General features: G+C 42.9%; 21 protein-coding genes. 19 read left to right on the top strand and 2 right to left on the bottom strand.

The window, feature by feature from the left end; genetic code table 11:
- Window positions 1-5 precede the first annotated feature (5 nt).
- The 4 genes from FS736_RS05040 (at window position 6) to FS736_RS05025 (ending at window position 4441) form a co-directional block, all read left to right on the top strand.
- Window positions 6-1301, top strand: a complete 1296-nt coding sequence (locus FS736_RS05040) for an arsenic transporter (RefSeq protein WP_144475273.1) — start codon at window positions 6-8, stop codon at window positions 1299-1301.
- Between the two features lie 18 nt (window positions 1302-1319).
- On the top strand, window positions 1320-1739 hold the full coding sequence (arsC, locus tag FS736_RS05035; protein ID WP_144475272.1) for an arsenate reductase (thioredoxin): 420 nt from the start codon (window positions 1320-1322) through the stop codon (window positions 1737-1739).
- A gap of 51 nt (window positions 1740-1790) precedes the next feature.
- On the top strand, window positions 1791-2219 hold the full coding sequence (locus FS736_RS05030; RefSeq protein WP_144475271.1) for a protein-tyrosine phosphatase family protein: 429 nt from the start codon (window positions 1791-1793) through the stop codon (window positions 2217-2219).
- A 449-nt stretch (window positions 2220-2668) separates the two neighbouring features.
- Window positions 2669-4441 carry a metallophosphoesterase family protein gene (locus tag FS736_RS05025; RefSeq protein WP_144475270.1) on the top strand — a complete coding sequence of 591 codons (1773 nt, stop codon included), beginning with the start codon at window positions 2669-2671 and terminating at the stop codon, window positions 4439-4441.
- Window positions 4442-4762: 321 nt separating this feature from the next.
- On the opposite strand, the gene FS736_RS05020 is transcribed toward FS736_RS05025, so the two are convergent.
- Together FS736_RS05020 and FS736_RS05015 are read right to left on the bottom strand one after the other, a co-directional pair.
- Window positions 4763-5203 (bottom strand): hypothetical protein, encoded by a 441-nt coding sequence (locus FS736_RS05020; protein ID WP_144475269.1) that lies wholly within the window; start codon window positions 5201-5203, stop codon window positions 4763-4765.
- Window positions 5204-5206: 3 nt separating this feature from the next.
- Window positions 5207-5551 carry an ASCH domain-containing protein gene (locus FS736_RS05015; RefSeq protein ID WP_144475268.1) on the bottom strand — a complete coding sequence of 115 codons (345 nt, stop codon included), beginning with the start codon at window positions 5549-5551 and terminating at the stop codon, window positions 5207-5209.
- 180 nt (window positions 5552-5731) lie between these two features.
- On the opposite strand from FS736_RS05015, the gene FS736_RS05010 reads away from it, so the two are divergent.
- From FS736_RS05010 to FS736_RS04945, 15 genes are all read left to right on the top strand, one after another.
- Window positions 5732-6277 carry a sigma-70 family RNA polymerase sigma factor gene (locus FS736_RS05010; protein ID WP_144475267.1) on the top strand — a complete coding sequence of 182 codons (546 nt, stop codon included), beginning with the start codon at window positions 5732-5734 and terminating at the stop codon, window positions 6275-6277.
- Window positions 6258-7259, top strand: a complete 1002-nt coding sequence (locus FS736_RS05005; protein ID WP_144475266.1) for an anti-sigma factor — start codon at window positions 6258-6260, stop codon at window positions 7257-7259. Before FS736_RS05010 ends, FS736_RS05005 begins: the two co-directional genes overlap by 20 nt.
- 241 nt (window positions 7260-7500) lie before the next feature.
- Entirely contained in the window at window positions 7501-8535 is a 1035-nt protein-coding gene (locus tag FS736_RS05000) for a GGDEF domain-containing protein (protein WP_186326665.1), read from the top strand.
- 143 nt (window positions 8536-8678) lie between these two features.
- Window positions 8679-9344, top strand: coding sequence for an L-serine ammonia-lyase, iron-sulfur-dependent subunit beta (gene sdaAB, locus FS736_RS04995; RefSeq protein ID WP_144475264.1), 666 nt, complete (start codon window positions 8679-8681; stop codon window positions 9342-9344).
- Window positions 9345-9371: 27 nt separating this feature from the next.
- Complete coding sequence (sdaAA, locus tag FS736_RS04990) at window positions 9372-10277, top strand: L-serine ammonia-lyase, iron-sulfur-dependent, subunit alpha (RefSeq protein WP_144475263.1); 906 nt, start codon at window positions 9372-9374, stop codon at window positions 10275-10277.
- A 140-nt stretch (window positions 10278-10417) separates the two neighbouring features.
- Window positions 10418-11578 carry a murein hydrolase activator EnvC family protein gene (locus tag FS736_RS04985; RefSeq protein WP_144475262.1) on the top strand — a complete coding sequence of 387 codons (1161 nt, stop codon included), beginning with the start codon at window positions 10418-10420 and terminating at the stop codon, window positions 11576-11578.
- A gap of 89 nt (window positions 11579-11667) precedes the next feature.
- Window positions 11668-12039 (top strand): MerR family transcriptional regulator, encoded by a 372-nt coding sequence (locus tag FS736_RS04980; protein WP_144475261.1) that lies wholly within the window; start codon window positions 11668-11670, stop codon window positions 12037-12039.
- Window positions 12036-13712, top strand: coding sequence for an acyl-CoA dehydrogenase family protein (locus FS736_RS04975; RefSeq protein ID WP_144475260.1), 1677 nt, complete (start codon window positions 12036-12038; stop codon window positions 13710-13712). The genes FS736_RS04980 and FS736_RS04975 overlap by 4 nt, the downstream gene beginning before the upstream one ends.
- Before the next feature lie 252 nt (window positions 13713-13964).
- Window positions 13965-14828 carry an amyloid fiber anchoring/assembly protein TapA gene (tapA, locus tag FS736_RS04970; protein ID WP_186326663.1) on the top strand — a complete coding sequence of 288 codons (864 nt, stop codon included), beginning with the start codon at window positions 13965-13967 and terminating at the stop codon, window positions 14826-14828.
- A 1-nt stretch (window position 14829) separates the two neighbouring features.
- Window positions 14830-15408: a signal peptidase I SipW gene (sipW, locus tag FS736_RS04965; protein WP_260983523.1), complete on the top strand. Its 579-nt coding sequence runs from the start codon at window positions 14830-14832 to the stop codon at window positions 15406-15408.
- 81 nt (window positions 15409-15489) lie between these two features.
- Window positions 15490-16083 (top strand): CalY family protein, encoded by a 594-nt coding sequence (locus FS736_RS04960; protein WP_144475258.1) that lies wholly within the window; start codon window positions 15490-15492, stop codon window positions 16081-16083.
- Window positions 16084-16152: 69 nt separating this feature from the next.
- On the top strand, window positions 16153-16806 hold the full coding sequence (locus tag FS736_RS04955; protein ID WP_144475257.1) for an LPXTG cell wall anchor domain-containing protein: 654 nt from the start codon (window positions 16153-16155) through the stop codon (window positions 16804-16806).
- A gap of 135 nt (window positions 16807-16941) precedes the next feature.
- Entirely contained in the window at window positions 16942-17238 is a 297-nt protein-coding gene (locus tag FS736_RS25440; protein WP_222125053.1) for a DUF5658 family protein, read from the top strand.
- Window positions 17239-17366: 128 nt separating this feature from the next.
- Window positions 17367-18893 (top strand): SulP family inorganic anion transporter, encoded by a 1527-nt coding sequence (locus tag FS736_RS04950; protein ID WP_144475256.1) that lies wholly within the window; start codon window positions 17367-17369, stop codon window positions 18891-18893.
- Between the two features lie 424 nt (window positions 18894-19317).
- Window positions 19318-20151, top strand: coding sequence for a glycoside hydrolase family 16 protein (locus tag FS736_RS04945; RefSeq protein ID WP_144475255.1), 834 nt, complete (start codon window positions 19318-19320; stop codon window positions 20149-20151).
- Window positions 20152-20257: the final 106 nt, after the last annotated feature.

The raw sequence follows: 20257 nt of genomic DNA, 5'->3' as shown, positions 1-20257 counted from the left end.
GAAAATTGTCGACAGCAATCATTGCTTCACTGATCTTTCTCGTGACGCTGACATTGGTCATTTGGCAGCCAAAAGGGCTTAGCATTGGCTGGTCTGCCATCGGTGGGGCGCTAATCGCTTTATTATTTGGTGTTGTTACTTTCCAGGACGTAATCGACGTTACAGGAATCGTCTGGAATGCAACCCTTACATTTATTGCACTGATTATTATCTCACTTATACTCGATGAAATCGGATTTTTCGAATGGGCGGCTTTACATATGGCGCGTGCTGCAAAAGGAAACGGAGTCAGGATGTTTGTCTACGTTACCCTGCTGGGTGCAGGCGTAGCGGCATTGTTCGCAAACGACGGTGCAGCATTGATTTTGACGCCAATTGTACTGGCGATGGTGCGGAACCTGAAATTCGAAGAAAAAATGGTGTTTCCATTCATCATGGCGAGCGGGTTCATTGCCGATACGACATCATTGCCGCTTATCGTCAGCAACCTGGTGAACATTGTTTCTGCTGACTACTTTAATATTGGATTCGTCGAATATGCATCACGCATGATCGTGCCGAACTTCTTCTCGCTGGGTGCAAGTATTCTGGTCTTGTATTTATTTTTCCGAAAGAGCATTCCGAAAAATTACGAGATGTCAGATTTGAAAAAGCCCGCTGAGGCAATCAAGGATATGAAGATGTTCCGCTTATCATGGATTGTGTTGGCCGTCCTGCTTGCCGGCTATTTCGGCAGTGAATTCCTGAACATCCCTGTTTCCTTCATTGCCGGGGTTGTTGCGATTTTCTTCTTGATGATGGCGAGAAGAAGTCCGGCTGTCCATACCTCCACTGTCGTAAAAGGCGCGCCATGGGCGATTGTATTCTTCTCAATTGGCATGTATGTAGTCGTTTACGGACTGCGTAACGCAGGATTGACAAACATCCTTGCTGATGTCATCCAGGCAGCGGCTGACCAGGGCTTGTTTGTTGCTACAATCGGTATGGGCTTCATCGCTGCGATCCTTTCTTCAATCATGAACAATATGCCAACTGTCATGATTGATGCGCTGGCAATTGCGGATACTAACACAACAGGTGTCATCCGCGAAGCGTTGATATATGCGAATGTCATAGGCTCTGATCTAGGACCGAAAATCACGCCGATTGGATCACTGGCAACACTATTGTGGCTGCATGTCCTTTCATTGAAAGGCGTCAAAATTTCTTGGGGCACTTATTTTAAAACAGGAATTATCTTAACCATTCCTACTTTGTTCATCACATTGGTAGGTCTATATATTTGGTTGCTAATTATCTAACAAGGGAGCGAATCTGCTATGGCTAAAAAAACAATCTACTTCCTATGTACGGGAAACTCTTGCAGAAGCCAGATGGCTGAAGGCTGGGCAAAAAAATACTTGGGTGACGAGTGGGAAGTTAAGAGTGCCGGTCTTGAGGCGCACGGCTTGAATCCCAATGCCATCAATGCTATGCACGAAATCGGCATCGATATTAAAGGCCACACTTCCGATGTTATTGATTCTGAAATCCTGAACAACTCTGACCTTGTTGTTACACTTTGCGGCCATGCGGACGAGCATTGCCCAACAACACCACCGCATGTTAGACGTGAACACTGGGGCTTTGATGACCCGGCGAAGGCTGAGGGAACCGATGAAGAAAAGTGGGCCGTGTTCCAGCGAGTGCGTGATCAAATCGGTGACCGTATCAAGACATTTGCTGAGACAGGGAAATAATTATCGTAGCCAGGGGGAAACTCCTGGCTTTTAAAAAAGGAGGAATAGTGAATGAGCAAGAACTATCAGGCGTTAATTCCAGGCAGGATTTTTATCGGGGGCGAAAACGCAATCCCCGAATTACTTGAAAATGAAAAAATCGATATGGTGTATGATCTGCGTGCGGAAAATAAAGAAGGGGAGTATGAATATCCACGCACCCACCTGCCAATGTTTGATAATGACTCACAGCAGGATGAGTCGGTCAAAAAGGCTATGGATGAGGTGGCAACTGCTTACGAGTCCGGAAAAAATATTTACTTCCACTGCTCCACGGGCAGAACGAGAACAGGCACGCTGGCCGCAGGTACTTTGCTAAAGCTGAATCGAGCAGACAGCATCGAGGAAGCGAAGTCGAAGGCAAGAGAAGTCCGCGAAGTACTGAATTTGGATTCACAATTGATTACATCCCTTGAAAGAATCTTCCCTGAGAAAAAATGAAGATAACGGACAACGCACGCGAGCAACTAATGAAGGAACAGATTCCATGCATCCGACTTTACTTCGCTGGCATCAGCTGAAGGAGCTCCAGAATTGGACTGGCTCTGGATGAGCCGGACGAAGATGACGAGATCATGCTCGTCGATGGAATCAAGGTCGCAGTGGATCCTTCAATAGAATATGAAGCAAAAACGGTGACAATTGACTATGTAAAAGGTGGTTTTGTACTGACAAATAAGAATTTTTGCTGACAGCCGCTACTGAAGTGGCTGTTTTCTTTTTAAAATGGAAAATGGCTATGTATGCAAATGAAAAGGAAAAAATTAGATTCGCAGAGCTGCGGAAGACTGCCGAATCATGTAATATCCTTTGCGTTTTTGTCATGAAACCTTCATACCTCCTTTACAGTGCCATGCTACGATTATGGCAGAAAAGGAGGTATTCAATCAGTGAAAAAGATATTAATGAAATTGTTCATCGGTTCTTTTCTTGTTGCCATTTTGCCTGTATCCACTATAGCGAATGGCAGCTTACTGAATGCTGCAGGGTCTAAGGATGGCGGCATCGGAAACAGCACAAATTTCTTGGGTTCTGCACCGAACATCGCAATTGATCCAAAAGTAAACGAAATCATTTACCCTCTTTTTGCAACACCGGCAATCAAACAGAAGGGCCAAACCCTGACTGTGAAAGTAGACAGCAAAGGCGCCGTTGCAGGTGGCTGGAATGTAAAATTAAAACAAACGAATCATTCTGCTTTGACCACAGAATACAATCTTCCGGTACAAAAGGCTGTTGAAAGTAATTCTTACTGGAAAAAGAGCAGCACTATTTATGATGTGACAGTACAAATCCCTGACAATGTCCCGGAAAAATTATACGATCTGGAGGTCTCTTTTACAGGGAACGGCAAGCGTATAACGGATGAACAGCCACACTCCGTTAAGGTTGTTGACCAATTTAAAAAGGATTTCACTTTTTTACATCTGACAGATACACATGTGGGTTCTCCCCGTAATCTAGGTGATCCCGATGATCCTTCCGGAGTGGATCCAGCTATCGCTAAAGAAGCTGGCATGTGGGATCCGGATGAAAGTAAACGCTGGTTATATCTCCAGAAGGCGATTAAAGAAGTAAATCTTTCGAATCCAGATTTTGTTGTCGTGACTGGCGACATGATGTATGGACAGATGAACCCGCAGGAATATATTTATGAGTATGAAGAGACATTCCGTGTTCTGCAAAAACTGAATGTCCCTGTTTACATCGTCCCTGGCAATCATGACTATTATGCCCAGGATGCAACACTTGCAGATGGTGCAAAGTATTGGGAACAGTACTTTGGCCCGCAGTATTTCTCATTTGATTATGGCCCATATGCCCATTATATTGGCTACAACTCCTTTGATTGGCACAAATTTGACCGCAGCGGCACAGGAACTGTTTCCGTTCCGACATGGGGCGGGCAAATCAGGGAAGAACAGCTGAACTGGATTAAGGGAGACCTGGCCGCCAATGCAAGGACAGCTGGATCTGGCCAGATTAAAGGGTTGTTTTCACACCACAATCCACTATGGCGTGACCGTGATATTTGGCCGCAAAGCGACCCAGAGGTCCAGAGCTATTGGAAGCAGTATGATGCCAAGCATAATCCGCGGTCATTGACGACTTTATTGCTTGGGGAAAAGCTTGGAATCAAGTATGACCAGCAATGGCACGGTGAAAATGCCCAGGAACTGACAGATGTTATGAAACAATTCAATGTGAATCTTAGTCTGCATGGACACACCCACACTGATGATGTTACAGAGAAGGACGGAATCCTGTATACAACCACAACTGCGATTGAACTGACAGGAAAACCGTGGGTAGGATTCAGAAATTTCAAAGTGAAGAACGGCGAGGTCACATCCCATAAATATGATGACCAGGGACACTCCACGCCAGTCTACCAAAATGGAGATACAAAAAGCGGAGTCATGTCATTCGAAGCGAGCTATAGCCTGCCTAATAATGGACAAGCCTCCAGCCAGGAAGCAACCGTGACAAACAGGCTGGAAAAGGCGATTACTGTAACGGTTCCATTTTACATGGCTGCGGGAAGTTACCAGGCTTCATCAGGTACTGTAAAACAAAATTACAGTGATGGAGAAAAGCAATATCTTGAAATAGAATTGACGGTTCCCGCGAACAGCGAGGAAACGATCAAAATAGGTAAATAGTTGAACGAAGGCTGTCCTTTATGATGGAGGACAGCCTTTGTCTATGTATTATGTATGAATTATGCTGGTGAGACTGTTGAAAAAGGGAAATCATCTGCCATGTAGTTAATTATCTCATTGAAAAAAACTAAACTTTCAAACTGCCAATTTAATTTATTGGCGAATTTTTAAATATATCGACCACATTTTTGAGTTTATCGGCGGATTTTGGAATATATCGACCACATTTTGAATTAATTCGACCACATTTCCAATTATATCGACCAAGTCGGTCATTCCACTAAAAAAAAGCCCGGTTACGCAGCCCGGGCTTCCACTTATTCACCACAAATTCGGCTTCACGACCATGAACCAAAGCATCGACATCAATAAGATGATGTAGGTCCAGATGGTGCGCTTCAGCTTAGCGGCGAGCTCAATTTTGTTTGCACCTTCTTCGGCAAATTTCCGAAGTGTTGGCGAGAATGCCCGTGCCAGGAAAAACAGGGAAGCGAACAGCAGCGCCAGGGTCCCGACAATCCATGGTGTTTTCCATGTCCATGGGCCGAGGATGACGAGCAGCACTCCCGATCCAATCAGTACGTGGCCGGCGTGCTTGGACATACGCACGACTGATTTCAGCAAAGCCAAGTGGGCTTCCAGTTCTCTTCCCACAGCATCAGGCAGTTTTTTTACAATCGGCATCAATATGAAGAAAGGTCCGATTGACGCAATCACGCTTGCGACGTGAAGATAAATGATGATTCGGTACAATAAATCCATTTTTTATTCTTCGACAGGGCTGAATTCATGCACCCAAACGCGCATTTGCGGAAGCCATGGCATTCCCGGGTGATAAGCTAGGATCGACTGCTTGTACTCCTCGACTGTTTCAAAGCCTTCGCGCTGTGCATCGGCATCTGTCAATTCGCCAAGTGATTGTGAGTAGACATTGTCCACGACGAATTTCTTTCCTTTTAACTCCATGATTTCGCCTACATCGGCATAACGGCCGTTACGGCGAGTCGCTGTTTTCTTGCCTTCCAGCACTAAATTAATATCGTCTTCCATTGTAATCAGACGCTCGATCTCACATGTTTTTGGCGGCAAAGCATTGTTTTGTTCAGTCATTGAAAAAACTCCCTTCCGTATGTTCCTATCTAATGTACCATATTTTTAAAAAAGAAAGCCAAGCCAATCAACGTGAAAATAGTGTTTTTTAAAGTTTTTTCCAAAAAACCGGAAATAGAGTGTAACATTTTACATAGTTCATCGTTTTAGTAGCGGGATTTTAAATTAAGGGGCAATTGTATGGACGACAGCAGAAGGAATGAACTCGAAAATTTGTATAGGAAGTACACGAAGCCCCTGTATTATTTTTTGCTGAAGCTTTCAGGGTCGACGCAGCTGGCCGAGGATTTGACGCAGGAAACATTTGTCCGGGCAACGATTTCGCTTTCTTTTTATGAGAATGAGGATGTCAGGGCCTGGCTGTTCAAGGTGGCGCGCAATGCTTACCTGGATGAATGGCGCAAGAGGCAGCGAAGGAAATGGGTGCCATTTGCCGATTATTTGTTTGCGAAGGATGAGATGGCAAGTCCTTATGGGCTGCCAGAGGATGAGGCGATACAGGCGGAGACTTTCGATGACCTGCAGCAGCTGATGACTTTTTTGCCGGAGCAGTATCGGTCGATCCTCTATTTGCGCGAGGTCGAAATGTTCAGTTATCAGGAAATACAGGAAGCACTTGACCTGTCGGAGAACCAGGTGAAGGTGACACTGCATCGGGCACGGAAAAAGCTCGCGCAAATGGCGAAAAAACAGGGATGGAAGGACGATGAACATGGAATGGAATAAAGACAAGGAAAAGAAAATCCTGTTAAAATATCGATTCACATTGACGGTGAAGGTGATCAGAGTCATCGCAGCCGTGCTGTTCCTCTTCTGGCTGTATATGCTGGTGATTTCGATCAGCTATGATGCGCTCGGTCTTGATAAGAAACATATTTTTTACAGCAGGGTGGCGATGGACTGGACGCAGCCGAATATGCAGGAGGAGTTTGGCAGCATCGAATCAGCGGAAATCACACCTTTATTTACGCAAAAGATTTCCTATCCAGTCTTCAAGATGGTGGGAAAAGAGCCAGAACTTGTTGGTACAAAGCAGTTGGCCAAACGCATAATTCCGATGTATTCAACGAATACGATGGAATTCCTCAAACCGAAAACGGAAAGTGAATACCGTTTTTATCTTCCGGAGCATCCGAAGACCGGGAACAAGCTTAAGGCAGATGAGAATCCTTCGGTCTGGACGAAGCTAGAGAAGGTTCATGAAGGTACGGTTGCCGAGCTTTCCTTTTCTACAAAAGAGTATATGACGCCTGAAGAAATGCTAGAGTTTTTGAAGCCATATGATCTTGATGTGCTATGGATGCCTCTGTATGCTGGCGAGATGAAAGAGTTTGAACCAGGTTGGGGTGGCAGCGGAAATACATTGTCGGTGGACTCAATTGGTTTCACAGGCGGACGTGAAGCAGGGGATGACTACAATTCGCAGAGCAAATTAAGCCTGGACAAGAAATTCACTGAGGAGAATAAGAAACTGATGCTGCAACAAATGAAAAACCTGCTCGAAGACGAATCAACCAGCTACCGTGAAAATTTCCTAGGCCTTTCCCATCTAGAGGAGCGGTACAATTACTTAATGAAGGAAGGCTTCCAGGTTTACGGCGCTGTCGTGACCGGACCTGTAAAAGAACTGCTCAAGCTGAAAGAAAATGAGCAAATCCAGGGTGCCAATCTTGGGGATATGACGTACTGGAACTGGACGAAGGAATAAGATAAATTTAAGAAGAAGCAGGAGTCTTTCCTAGGACTTTTGCTTCTTCTTTTGCAGTTGGAAATATACTAAAATAGTGTTTTCTAGTACAATAGAAGCAGAGGATGGACAGCTGTTTCCCGCTGTAATCTTCGTATAAGACACCCATTTATTCTAAATTCATAATAATTATTTTCGAGGGAAAGCTTGGCAGAGCGTGCTGGATCGTTACCGTTGTCTGGCGGCTGGGGAGATGAGAAGGATGTTTAATAAATTTGATAGTATTGACGAATTGAAACGAAGCGTCTACATGTGGATGCTGCCGATCATCACGGTTGCCCTTGTCATCAATAGCTTCCTGAATAAGCAGAGCCAAGTTGATATGATCATAAACTCTACACTTATTTTTTGGTTTTCTGTTAGCTGGGTCCTGGCATTTATCAATCGGGGAATCCGGTTTGGAGAGTATTCCAATTTATTATTAGTCAGTATATATCATGTCTTTACCTTGTTTGACGTTGTCCACAACGATTTGGCGACAACCGGCGGTTCTCTCGGTGATTTCATCGTCTGGATGCCGCTGATCATCATGTTTTTCTTTCTTGTGCTGGGAACAAGAAGAGGGTTGTATTTCTCGATCTTCATCTTCCTTATTACCTTAACCATCGCGGTGATCCACAGCGGACAATTGACATCAGAACCGATCGATTCCCTGACTCAATTTCATGCAGCGAACATCGTCTATATTCTTGTACTTTTTTATGCGCAAAATATGTTCCGTGCTTTTACAGAAAGAGATTTCTTTAAAAAGCACGCTTATATCGATTCCCTGACACGCGTTGCCAATCGCCATCAGATTGACGCCTGGCTAGAGGTAAAGCTCGCAGCTGCAGAAGATGATAAGAAGCCATTTTCGATCATTTTTTTCGATATTGACCATTTTAAAAAAGTGAATGATGAGTTCGGCCATAAAATCGGTGACTGTGTGCTCAAGGAATTGTCTGCCATCATCGCTGGCAATCTAACAGACGGAGACCATTTCGGCCGCTGGGGCGGAGAGGAATTCATGCTGATCATCAATGATACCGGCGGACAAGTGTATGAAAAGGCAGAACATTTACGCAAAATCGTCGAAAACCATTGCTTTAAAGGAGCAGGCAGCCTGACTGCGAGCTTCGGAGTAACGGAATTCCAGTCCGGCGATAATATTGACTCATTGCTGAACCGTGCCGATGAAGCATTATATGCATCGAAAAACAGCGGCAGAAATAAAGTCAGCGTGAAGGAACCATCCTGATTGTTCTGGGATGGTTTTTAAATTTCCAACAATAAATGATTAAACTATATAGATAATGTGGTAAGATAACTATGGTTAGGGTTCTTACAAAATATAAGTATATGAAATCGCTTTCAATAGATTGGTAAAAGGAGCAGTGCACCATGAAATATCGTTCTGCATTTGATATTATAGGTCCGGTGATGATCGGGCCATCGAGTTCGCATACAGCCGGCGCTGCAAGGATTGGCCGCGTTGCGCGCACATTGTTCGAAAAACAGCCGACAAAGGCCGTCATCTCCCTGTACGGCTCTTTTGCTAAAACTTATAAAGGACATGGAACAGATTTGGCACTTGTTGCCGGAATCATGGACTTTGATACATTTGATGAAAGAATTCCAGATGCTTTGAAAATCGCGGAGCAATCCGGGCTCGAAGTGGAATTCATTACCGAGGATGCGGTCACAGAGCATCCCAACACGGTAAAAATAAATCTTTACGATGGACAGGGCAAGGAGCTTGAAATTGTCGGGATTTCCATCGGCGGCGGAACGATTGAGATCACTGAAATCAATTCGTTCAAGCTGAAGCTGTCCGGCGCTAACCCGGCGATCCTTGTCGTCCATCATGACAGGTTCGGGCTGATTTCAGCCGTGACATCTGTGTTATCCAAATATCAAATTAACATCGGCCATATGGAGGTTTCCCGCAAAGACAAGGGAGATATCGCCGTCATGGTCATCGAAATGGACCACAAACTCGAGGACGGAGTTTATGCGGAGTTAACTGCCCTTGATGGCGTTGACCAGGTCATCCGTCTCGTTGACTAAATATGAGGAACATCAGGAGGGCAAGCCATGTTTCGTAATGTTGCGGAGCTTGTTGAATTAGCTGAAAAAAATAACGTGAAGATCGCCGAAATCATGATTCGGCAGGAAATAGAAGTTTCAGGCCGTTCCCGCGAGGAAATCATTGCCCAGATGGACAATAACCTGCAGGTCATGGAACGCGCTGTGGAAAGAGGTTTGGCTGGCGTTAAATCCCAGACCGGCCTGACCGGCGGAGACGCAGTCTTGCTGCAAAACTATATCGCGAGTGGAAAATCTTTGGGTGGTAATCTATTATTGGATGCTGTCAGCAAGGCAGTCGCGACGAATGAAGTGAATGCGGCAATGGGCATCATCTGTGCGACACCGACTGCAGGATCAGCAGGCGTCGTTCCGGGAACACTTTTTGCCGTAAAGGAAAAATTGAACCCGACACGTATGGAAATGATCGAGTATCTATTCACGACAGCTGCATTCGGTTTTGTCGTTGCCAACAACGCTTCGATTTCCGGAGCTGCGGGTGGCTGTCAAGCAGAAGTAGGCTCAGCTGCAAGTATGGCCGCGGCGGCAATCGTTGAAATGGCCGGCGGAACACCACAGCAATCATCTGAAGCATTTGCGATCACGATGAAAAATATGCTTGGCTTGGTCTGCGACCCTGTTGCAGGGCTGGTCGAAGTTCCATGTGTAAAAAGAAACGCAATGGGTGCCTCGAATGCAATCACTGCTGCCGACATGGCACTTGCCGGCATCACAAGCAGAATCCCTTGCGACGAAGTCATCGGCGCGATGTATGCCATCGGCCAGACAATGCCATCAGCGCTTAGGGAAACAGCAGAAGGCGGACTCGCGGCAACACCAACAGGCCGTCGCCTGGAGCAAGAAATCTTTGGGAAGCCAAAGGAAAAACTCGTAGATTATTTGATTCAGAAGTAATGTAAGCCACTCTCTATCGAGGGTGGTTTTTTACTTTTCCCTGAACCTAAAAGTCGACAGATTTAGCACCTTCACTACTATATACTGGATGAAAGAATACATAGAATCAGTCAAGCAGACTTGAAAAACGGAGGAAAAGGGTGTTTAAACGAAGTGTATTTCTCGCAGTGACGATTGGACTGGCTGGCACGAGTTCAGCCTATGCTGAAGCAACGGAGGATCTGCCCGAAATCCGTCAGAAACGTTTTGACCTGAAACAGGATTTCACTGAGAAAGAAAAGCAAATTAAATCAATGGATGCGGCGGAGCAAAAATATCTTTCTGAACTGAAGGCACTGGATGACGAGGTGTCGAGGATTAATCAGGAAATCCGTGATCTGCAAAGCATAATGGATGAGGCGGAGATAATTGCAGCAGATATGAAAATTGAAATCGATAAGCTGGCTCACAACATAAAGCATCGAGAGCAATTAATCAAAAAGCGTCTGCAGACCATGCAGAATCAGGACGGATTAGGCTTGTATGTGGATCTGATTTTTGATTCGAAAAATCTATCCCAGTTGTTTGATGCGGCAACCGCTGTCAGCACCTTCATTAAAGCAGATAAAGATTTACTTGCAAAGCATCAGGCAGACCTGGAGTTGAAAAAAAAGCAGGGATCAGAGTTGGAGCGGAAAATTGTTTTGCTGGAAAAAGACCAGCTTGAATTGGATTCACTGGAGGCTGAATTGCAAAAGAGGGTCAAAGAGAAACAGCGTTTGCTTGATTCGGTTCAGAAGCAGAAACAGGAGAACGAATCCGAGCTGATGGATATGTATGAAGTCTATGTCAACCTGGCATCCCAGGAGATTGCGATTTTGAAAGAAAAACAGAGAGTGGAGTTTAGTAGCACTCAACCAGAAGAGGGATTCATCATGCCAGCCAGAGGCGATTTGACATCCGGCTACGGTCCAAGATGGGGAAGGCTGCATGCTGGAATCGACATTGCCGATGAATCTCCAGATTCATCCGTTGTCGCCGCAGCATCCGGAACCGTCATCCGATCCTATTATTCTGCGACATACGGAAACTGCGTCCTGATCACCCACAAGATTAAAGGCAAGACCTTCACCACACTATACGCCCATCTGGAAAAAAGCACAGTGATAACCGGACAGAGCATTAATAAAGGGGAAATGCTTGGCTACATGGGCAATACCGGTGACAGCCGCGGCAAGCATCTCCACTTCGAAATCCACGAAGGTCAGTGGAACTATGAAAAATCAAACAGCGTCGACCCGCTGCAATATGTGAAAAAATAAGCCAGGTTTCCTTTGGAAATCTGGCTTGCTCTTTACGTTAACGTCAATGGTATAATTAATTAACTGACTATTCTGTAAAAATAGAGGTTTTGCTTATGTATTCGATTTCTGATTTGGCTGAAGAATTTGGCGTCACAACTCGGACCATCCGGTATTATGAGGAACTTGGTCTCCTGAATCCAGAACGTTCTGAAGGGGGCCGCCGTCTTTACTCAAGCAGCGACCTGGCAAGGTTAAAGCTTGTTCTTCGAGGGAAGAGATTTGGTTTTTCACTTGAGGAAATCAGGGAAATGGTGCTGTTATTTGACGAGGACAGGACAGGTGAAAAGCAGTTGAAACGGACGATTGAGTACGGGGAAGAGAAGCTGGCAGAAGTGAATGAAAGAATATGTGAACTGGTTGAAATCAGGGAAGAAATCGAAAGGCTGATGAAGGATTTTAAAAGGAGGCTAATGGAATGAATTTTTACGAGGAAGACCCGCAGCTTCGGGCTTTATTGAAGGATTTAATGGATGAAGAATTTTTTGAGTACGCAGATCGGGAGCTCCTTGCGTTCGGCGAAAAATGCGCCAACGAAATCGACCAGCGCGCCAGGTTCACTGACCGAGAAGGCCAGCCGAAGCTAATCAAATTCGATGCCTATGGCGACGACATCTCAGAAGTTTGGGTGAACGATGGCTACCGGAAAACGGTTGAAAATTCCTATAACACCGGGATTGTCGGCTATGTCCATAAAGAAATTCCCGAGCTCGGGCGTCGCGGGAATTATATATATTCCTATGCCCAGGGCTATCTTCTGTCCCAAACGGAGCCCGGCTTTTACTGTCCAGTGACACTGACTATGGCAACAGCTTATTTATTGGACCAGTACGCATCCCCCGAGTTAAAAGAAAAGTTCTTGCCACATGTGATATCAACAGGAGAAAAAACACTATACGAAGGCGCGACATTCCTGACCGAACGCCAGGGTGGATCCGACGTTGGTGCGAATTTAGTTAAGGCAGTCCAGACTAGTGACGGCTACAAGCTCTACGGTGAAAAATACTTCGCCTCCAACGCAGGAATGTGCGGCGTCGCAATGGTGCTTGCAAGAAAAGAAGGAGCCCCAGCTGGCACAAAAGGTTTGACATTGTTCGCCGCACCGTGGCGCAAAGATGACGGAAAACTGAACAGCATCAAAATCCGAAGGCTAAAAGATAAGCTCGGCGTTAGGGCAGTCCCATCAGCAGAAGTCGAATTTGAAGGCGCAGAAGCTTATGTAGTTGGCGATCCAACAAAAGGCTTTTATTACATGATGGAAGCACTCAATCTTTCTCGAGTCTGCAATACCGTCGCCTCACTCGGAATCATGCGCCGTGCTTATAGCGAAGCAAGACAATACGCATTGAAACGTGACGCCTTCGGCAAGAAGCTCGCCGACTTCCCAATGATCAAAGACTCACTGGTTAAAATGGCCGTAAAACTCGAAATCGAAACACGAACCGTCTTCAAGTATCTGCCACTATTTGAGAAAGTTATGAGGAATGAGCCAGGAGTATCGGAAAAAGACATCGTTTTGAATAGGCTCTACATCGCACTTTTGAAAAAAGAAACCGCAGAACAAGCTGTCCACTTTGCACATGAAGCCATTGAAATGTATGGTGGGAATGGGTATATTGAAGACTTTGTTACACCAAGGTTGTTAAGAGATGCGCAAGTGTTGACCGTATGGGAAGGTACGGCGAATATTCTCGGACTTGAGGTATTGAGATTGATGGAGAAGTTTAATGCCGGAGGTTTGTTTTTGGAGGAGATGAAGGTGCGAATTGCTGGAATGAACGGAGAGCATGTCGACCAAGTACGTGGTGGAATAGAGCAGCTCGAGAAACTGCTGGTGTCTCTCCAGACCGCATCATATGACCATAAGACATTTCACTCCAAGCGTGTTGCTGAATTGATGGTGAAGATCTTTGAGAGTGTGAATGCGCTGGAGTATGGTGCAGGTGGAGATGAACGGGCAGTGAACGTAAAGGAAGTTTATATAGAAGAAACTTGGAATTCAGGATATGAATTTAGTGAACAATTAAAACCAGTGGATTATTTTCATGAGATAGTTAGCGAATCCTTACCTCAAGACAAATCCTTGGTAAAATAGCCATGCAAAAGCGTCTCCTTATTCAGGAGGCGCTTTTTCTGTACAATTATTGTTCTTTATATATAACGAATTGTCCTTTTTAAATTACAAATATTAAGAATATGGAAGATAATAAGAGATAACGAACGATTTTTGTACGTTATTAAGAAAAAATGGCTGGATTTCGGGTTTTTCAAAACTAGTTTGTTGCCATATACTCACAATATAAAGTTCGTTAAAGAGAACAACCGAACGAACGGTTACTGACTGGAGGTGGTCCCTATAAGGTACGGTAGACTAAGAAAGTTTAGAAAGAAAAATAGTTATCATTTTCTTTTCATAAAATTTTTGGCTGTATGGTACTTACTCATAGGGATATCTTCCACAATAACAGGTCAAACGGGTGCCTATTTCAGTGACTCAAATTCAGTAAGTGGCACTATAAAAGCTGGAATATGGGAGACGCAGGACAAGAGTGGGTGTTCAGATGGTAAGAAACATGGAGATTGGGATTGTAGTTCATTGAAGTTTACTAACAGTAAATTTGATGGACAATTTATAATCGCTACTATTAAGAACACGGGATCTGATATGAAGACTGGTGGGAGATACGAAGTTTATTTTAGTGAAAATATAAATCCAAAAAAAGATCAGAAACTTTCTGAAACTATTTCTTTTAAAGCTCTGAAAAAAGACGAAGAATTTACGTTAACATTTACACCTGAATTAAGTGGTAAATATATGTTTAAAGCATACCAACATAAAGACCATCCTGGTGGAGGAGAGCTATGGAGTGATGAGATTATCGTCAGTATGAATAAGGTTTCTCAACCTGCCAATGATGAAAAGAAAGACGAGAATGGAGATCAGATAGAGCAAGGAAAAACAAAGGTTGAAGAGGGTAGTAGAAGCGATGATGCGGTCAAAGATACTGACAAAGAAAAATCCAGTGTAGAGAAAATTGAGGAGCAACCTGCGCAGGAACAGAACGAGGGAGCAGACGGCAAGACCCAAGAAGATAAAAAGCAAGATGAAAATGTAAAAACATCAGATCAGCCTGCTAATCAAGAAGAAGTTATTACTGAAAATATTGATAGTACTGAAAGCCATGAACAGAGTTCTAAGGAGGGTAACTAGTTTGAAAAAAGCAATAAAAATATTTAGCAATCTTATAACTGCTGTCTTATTTATCAATCTAATACTTATGGCTTTTCTGGTTGTTTCCTCTAAAGCATCCGGTGGAGAGCCTCAGGCATTTGGTTACCAGTTAAAGACTGTCCTCTCGGGTTCCATGGAACCTACTTTTAAAACAGGATCAATTATTGCAGTCAAGCCAGTTGATTCAAAGGAAAGAGAAACCCTAAAAGAAGGTGATGTCATCACCTTCCAAGCAAGTGAAGATAAACTTGTTACCCACCGAATCATTGGCGTAAAAACAAGTGGAAAAAATGTGATGTACGAGACAAAAGGTGATAACAACAAAACTGCTGACATGGAGCCAGTACTTTCAGCAAATGTAAAAGCATTGTATTCAGGTTTTACTATTCCTTATGTAGGTTATTTCATAGGTTTTGCTCAATCAAAAGAGGGAAGCGCATTATTATTAATCGGACCTGGACTACTGCTTCTTGGTTACGCAGGTTTCTCTATATTCCAAGCACTTAGAGAGATAGACCCAAAACAGAAAAAAAATGATCCAGAAGGAAAAACTGCTTAACATGGTTGCACTCTTTGTTTCAAACAAGGGTCAATATATAAAATTATACATACCCAAATGGGGTAAGAGGAGGAAATTGTAATGAGTTTGAAAAAGAAATTAGGTATGGGTATTGCATCTGCAGCAATGGGGATTTCATTAATTGGTGGCGGAACATTTGCTTACTTCAGCGATTCAGCAGAAGCAACAGCGAAGTTTGCAGCAGGTACTTTGGATCTTAGTGTTAATCCAACAACAATCATTGATGTTAACAATATTAAGCCTGGTGATACTATGCTCCGTTCATTCCAGTTGGTAAATGGAGGTTCGCTTGATATTGCTACTATTGACTTATTTACGGATTATACTATTAACGATGCGAATGGAAATAACAATGAAGATTTAGGAAAACATATTCGAGTTAACTTCTTAATCAATGCTGATAAGTTAGACGCTCCAATCTGGTCTACAACATTGTATGATTTGAAAAATATGAGCCCAGATGTAATTGAAGGTAACTTATGGAGCGGTTGGTTTGCTGAGAATGGTGGAAACCTTGCTGCAGGAACTACAGATACTCTTTATGTTCAGTATGAATTTGTAGATAATGGTCAAGATCAAAACCGCTTCCAAGGTGATTCTTTGGAACTTAAATGGACATTTGATGGCAAGCAAGGTGCTGGCGTAGCAAGATAATTACTAGCAGAAAAAGGTGGGAAAGCAATTTCCCACCTTTTCTTAAATCATAAGAGTTGAGGTAAAATTATGAAATTACTCTTGAAGAAAGCTTCAATAATAATACTCTCTATTCTTCTAATAATATTCTTCAACTTAACTACTGTGCAGGCAGAAGAGAATATCGATATTAATACTTTACAGCATGGATATTCATTTGAGGTCAGTAATCTAAAGCCTGGTGATTGGATTCCAAGAGATATCACAGTTACAAATGATGGGCAGTTTGATTTTAAGTATACGGTCAGACTGGGGGAAACAAAGTCGAAAAAAGGATTGTTAGATGAGTTGGAATTTTTGATTTCCCAAGGATCAGTTGTTCTTTATGAGGGTAAGGTAAAAGGTTTTAAAGGTTTATCTCCCAGGGAACTGGCTGCTGGGTCTAAAGAAGATTTATTTTTCCAAGTGACTATGCCTTATGAGTTAGGCAATGAATTTCAAGGATCATCTGCAGAGTTAGAGATAATCTTTCTCGCGGAAGGAAAAGAAGATAATACTGAAATCCATCCTGATCCAGACAAAGGAAATCCCGATACAGATGCAGTTGTAACTCCTGAAATAGTAAACAAGCTGCCAAATACAGCAACAAACAACTATAACCTTTTGTTCGTTGGGGGCTTGTTGATTTGCTTGGGTGGGACAATGAGCTACCTTCTTTTCCGAAGAAAACGATACGACCTTTAAAAACAGGTCGAAGGCAATCAGTCTTTGGCCTGTTTTAATATTAAGTATGTAATGACCAGTTTTTTGTGCATACCATAAAGTGGAAACAAGGATGAAACATTCGATACCTGTGAACTAACATGGAGGTCCTACCAAATGGTATACCTATTATTTTATTTAACAACCTTAAATTTGTGTGATACCCTATTGACCTGGTTTGGTCTTAAGTATGCCTTCATATCCGAACTGAATCCGCTGATGCTTACTTTCAACGAAATTAGCCCTTTAATATTCATCATCACAAAGGTATCTCTTTCTATTCTCCTTCTATTATTCATCCTATTTGAGAAAGTCCCTCGTTCAACTTTGGTTAAAGGTCTAACAGTATTTGCATCTCTGGCCTATACAGTGGTTTTCTGCTTGCATGCCTTCTGGCTGATCCAGTTTGTTTGACTTTAAAGGCCTCCTTTTTACCCCACTTCTAAAAAGTTCACTTCTTTTTACTATTTTCATATTCAATAACCATTTTAACAGGCGTATAATTTTTCTTATAAATGTATAAGAAAGAAGGCGTATCGTAAATGTTTCAGACGCTCAAGCGTGAGCTCTTGGCCGGGATTACGGTTTCGGTTGTTGCGCTGCCGCTGGCATTGGCTTTTGGGATGCAGGCGACGGGTAATTCTGATGGTGCTATCATTGGTTTGTATGGCGCTATCATCACTGGTTTCTTTGCGGCTTTGTTTGGCGGGACGAAGAGCCAGGTTACGGGTCCGACTGGGCCGATTACGATTATTTTTACAGGGATTGTTGCGACTCAAGGTTTGGAGTATGCGTTCATTGCCGCATTCATGGGCGGGTTATTTCAAATTGTCTTTGGGGTGCTGAAGGCCGGGAATTATTTAAAATTCATTCCGTTACCGGTGGTTAGCGGCTTTATGAACGGGATTGCCATCATTATTATTATGGGGCAGCTGCAGTATGTGACAGGCAGCTTTTTGGTTGTGCTGTTAACGATTGTCTTTATGCTTGTTGCGATGAAATGGATCAAGGTTATCCCGCCAAGTCTGATGGCACTGATCTTAGGCACACTAGCAGTGATTCTTCTGGAAAAAGTGGTTCCTGCCGTACATTTTACGCTGCCATTTATCAATGATTTCATATTCTTTGATAGTGTAGATAGGATTGGGGAAATTCCAAAAGGGCTCCCTCAGTTCCATCTGCCAATTGCAGACTTAGGCACGATCATTCAATTGATCCCGGCAGCATTAAGTATTGCAGTCCTGGGTTCTATAGACTCTCTTTTAACTTCTATCGTCATGGATAACATGACCGGTACAAAGCACAAAAGCAATAAGGAACTAATCGGCCAGGGGATAGGCAACACGCTTGCCGGTTTGTTCGGCGCGATGCCTGGTGCGGGAGCTACCGTCCGTTCAGTTGTGAATTTACGCAGCGGTGGCCAGACTGCTCTGTCCGCTATGGTCCACAGTGTTGCCTTGCTACTATTCATGCTCGTGTTCGGTCCGCTAGCTGAGGAGATTCCGCTTGCCGTGCTTGCCGGGATTTTAATCATGACGGGGATTACGATGTTTGATTATGACAGCTTAAAAATCCTTAAGGATGAGCCGAAGACCGATGCTGCGGTAATGTTAGTCACTATGATTTTAACTGTTGCCATTGATCTGATGGTTGCGGTCGGAGTAGGCATTGTGATGAGCGCGCTTATTTTCATGAAGCGGATGAGTGAGGAAGGCTTTAAAATTCAAAGTAAAACGGAAAATGGTTTAAAGGTATATAGCCTGGAAGGACCACTGTACTTTGGAGCCACAGAGCTAATAACCAAGACTATAAGTTCGGATATCAATCCTGATATAGTTATAGATATAGAAAAAGTAACGATTGTGGATGCTTCCGGTGCACTGCTCCTGATCCAGCTCAGGGACCAGCTGAAAGACAGGGGACAAACACTCTATCTTGTCGGGAATGATTTGGACCTTGGCGGTATCCTTCGCAAAATGAATGTATTTCAACTTTTTGGTCCAAGCCATCATTATAATTCAATCGAAGAACTATTATTCAATCTTGAAAAAAAGAACATTTCGTTCTAAAATGGCCCGGATTAGATATTGGAGAATGTCTTTATAAAGGCAGCCTTTTAATATGGATCGTTTATAAAACAACATTAACGATATTCCTAAAAAGTGCGGAGTGATTCAGCATAGTGAATCACTCCGCGTTTTTTAATTCTTTAGTTTAACATCAGAATACCAGTTATTTAATATCAACTAAAAAGCCTACTTAATATTCTCTTCGAAATTCCCTGCATGCTTAATCCAATTCAATGACTCAAATACCATTTTGTTCTTTTTATGAAACGAAAAAGTGAGAAATAGTTAGTTTTAAGAAGAAAATATAAGGTTTTTGTTCTTTATTGAGTGCTTTTGGGGGAATATAAATTTTCTTTTTGTTACATCTTCCGTTATACTCACAATATGTTCTTTATAATGAACAATATGAAGGTGTGAAGATAATATGAAAAAGAAGATTTTTTTTCTGTCCTTCCTGCTAATCCTTTGTTTTCTAAGGTTTGAAGAACCAATTGCACAAAAAGTTTCACCACATAATATTGAAAAATATGAAATGAAAGATTTAAAGGTGGACTCCTTAATTAAGAACGATTTTGTTCCGGCGAATGATAAAGAGGGGAGTGGATGGGAACTTGTATTTATGGATAATTTTTCCGGATATAAAGTGGAGTTAGAGAAGTGGGGAGTGTTAAACCGAAAGAAAAATTACAACAATGAATTGCAGGAGTATACTGCAGAAAATGTTAAGGTTCGTGATGGACGTCTTCATTTAACGGGACTTAAAGAAAAAGACGGTTATACTTCTGGATTAATACAAACAAAAGGGAAATTTGATTTTCTCTATGGAAAAGTGGAAGTGAAAGCTAATTATCCATCTGGCAAAGGCTTATTCCCTGCCATATGGCTGCTTAGAAGTGATGAAAAGGACGTCTTGCCAGAGATTGATATTTTTGAGGCAGTAGGCCATGAACCAGAAAAGGCCTATTTTGTTCAACATTGGAGGGAAGACGGAAAGCTTAAGACTGTACATGGTACTAAAAGTATTAATAATCCACATGAGGATCACATATTTAGTGTTGAGTGGGAAAAGCACGAAATCAGATGGTTTGTAGATAATCAACTAGTATTCAAAGCTGAAAATTATGATGCTAATGTCCCTATGTATTTAATTGTTAATCTCGCAATTGGTGGGAACTGGCCAGGAAGCCCAGATGCCCAGACAATTTTTCCAGCAGACTTTTCAATTGATTATATAAAAATCTACGAAAAGGAGAAATAAAGGATGATTTATTTTATTAGTATTGTCATTTTGGGTATGTGCTTAATATTTCCATTATATCATATAATAAATTCCCTTATTGCCCGAAAGGAACCGTATTATTTAA

Origin of the sequence: Cytobacillus oceanisediminis 2691 (genome assembly GCF_007678455.1) — a bacterium.
GTDB lineage: Bacteria > Bacillota > Bacilli > Bacillales > Cytobacillaceae > Mesobacillus > Mesobacillus oceanisediminis_A.
The sequence above is the reverse complement of the archived record's forward strand: the minus strand, read 5'-3'. Positions and strand labels throughout refer to the sequence as shown.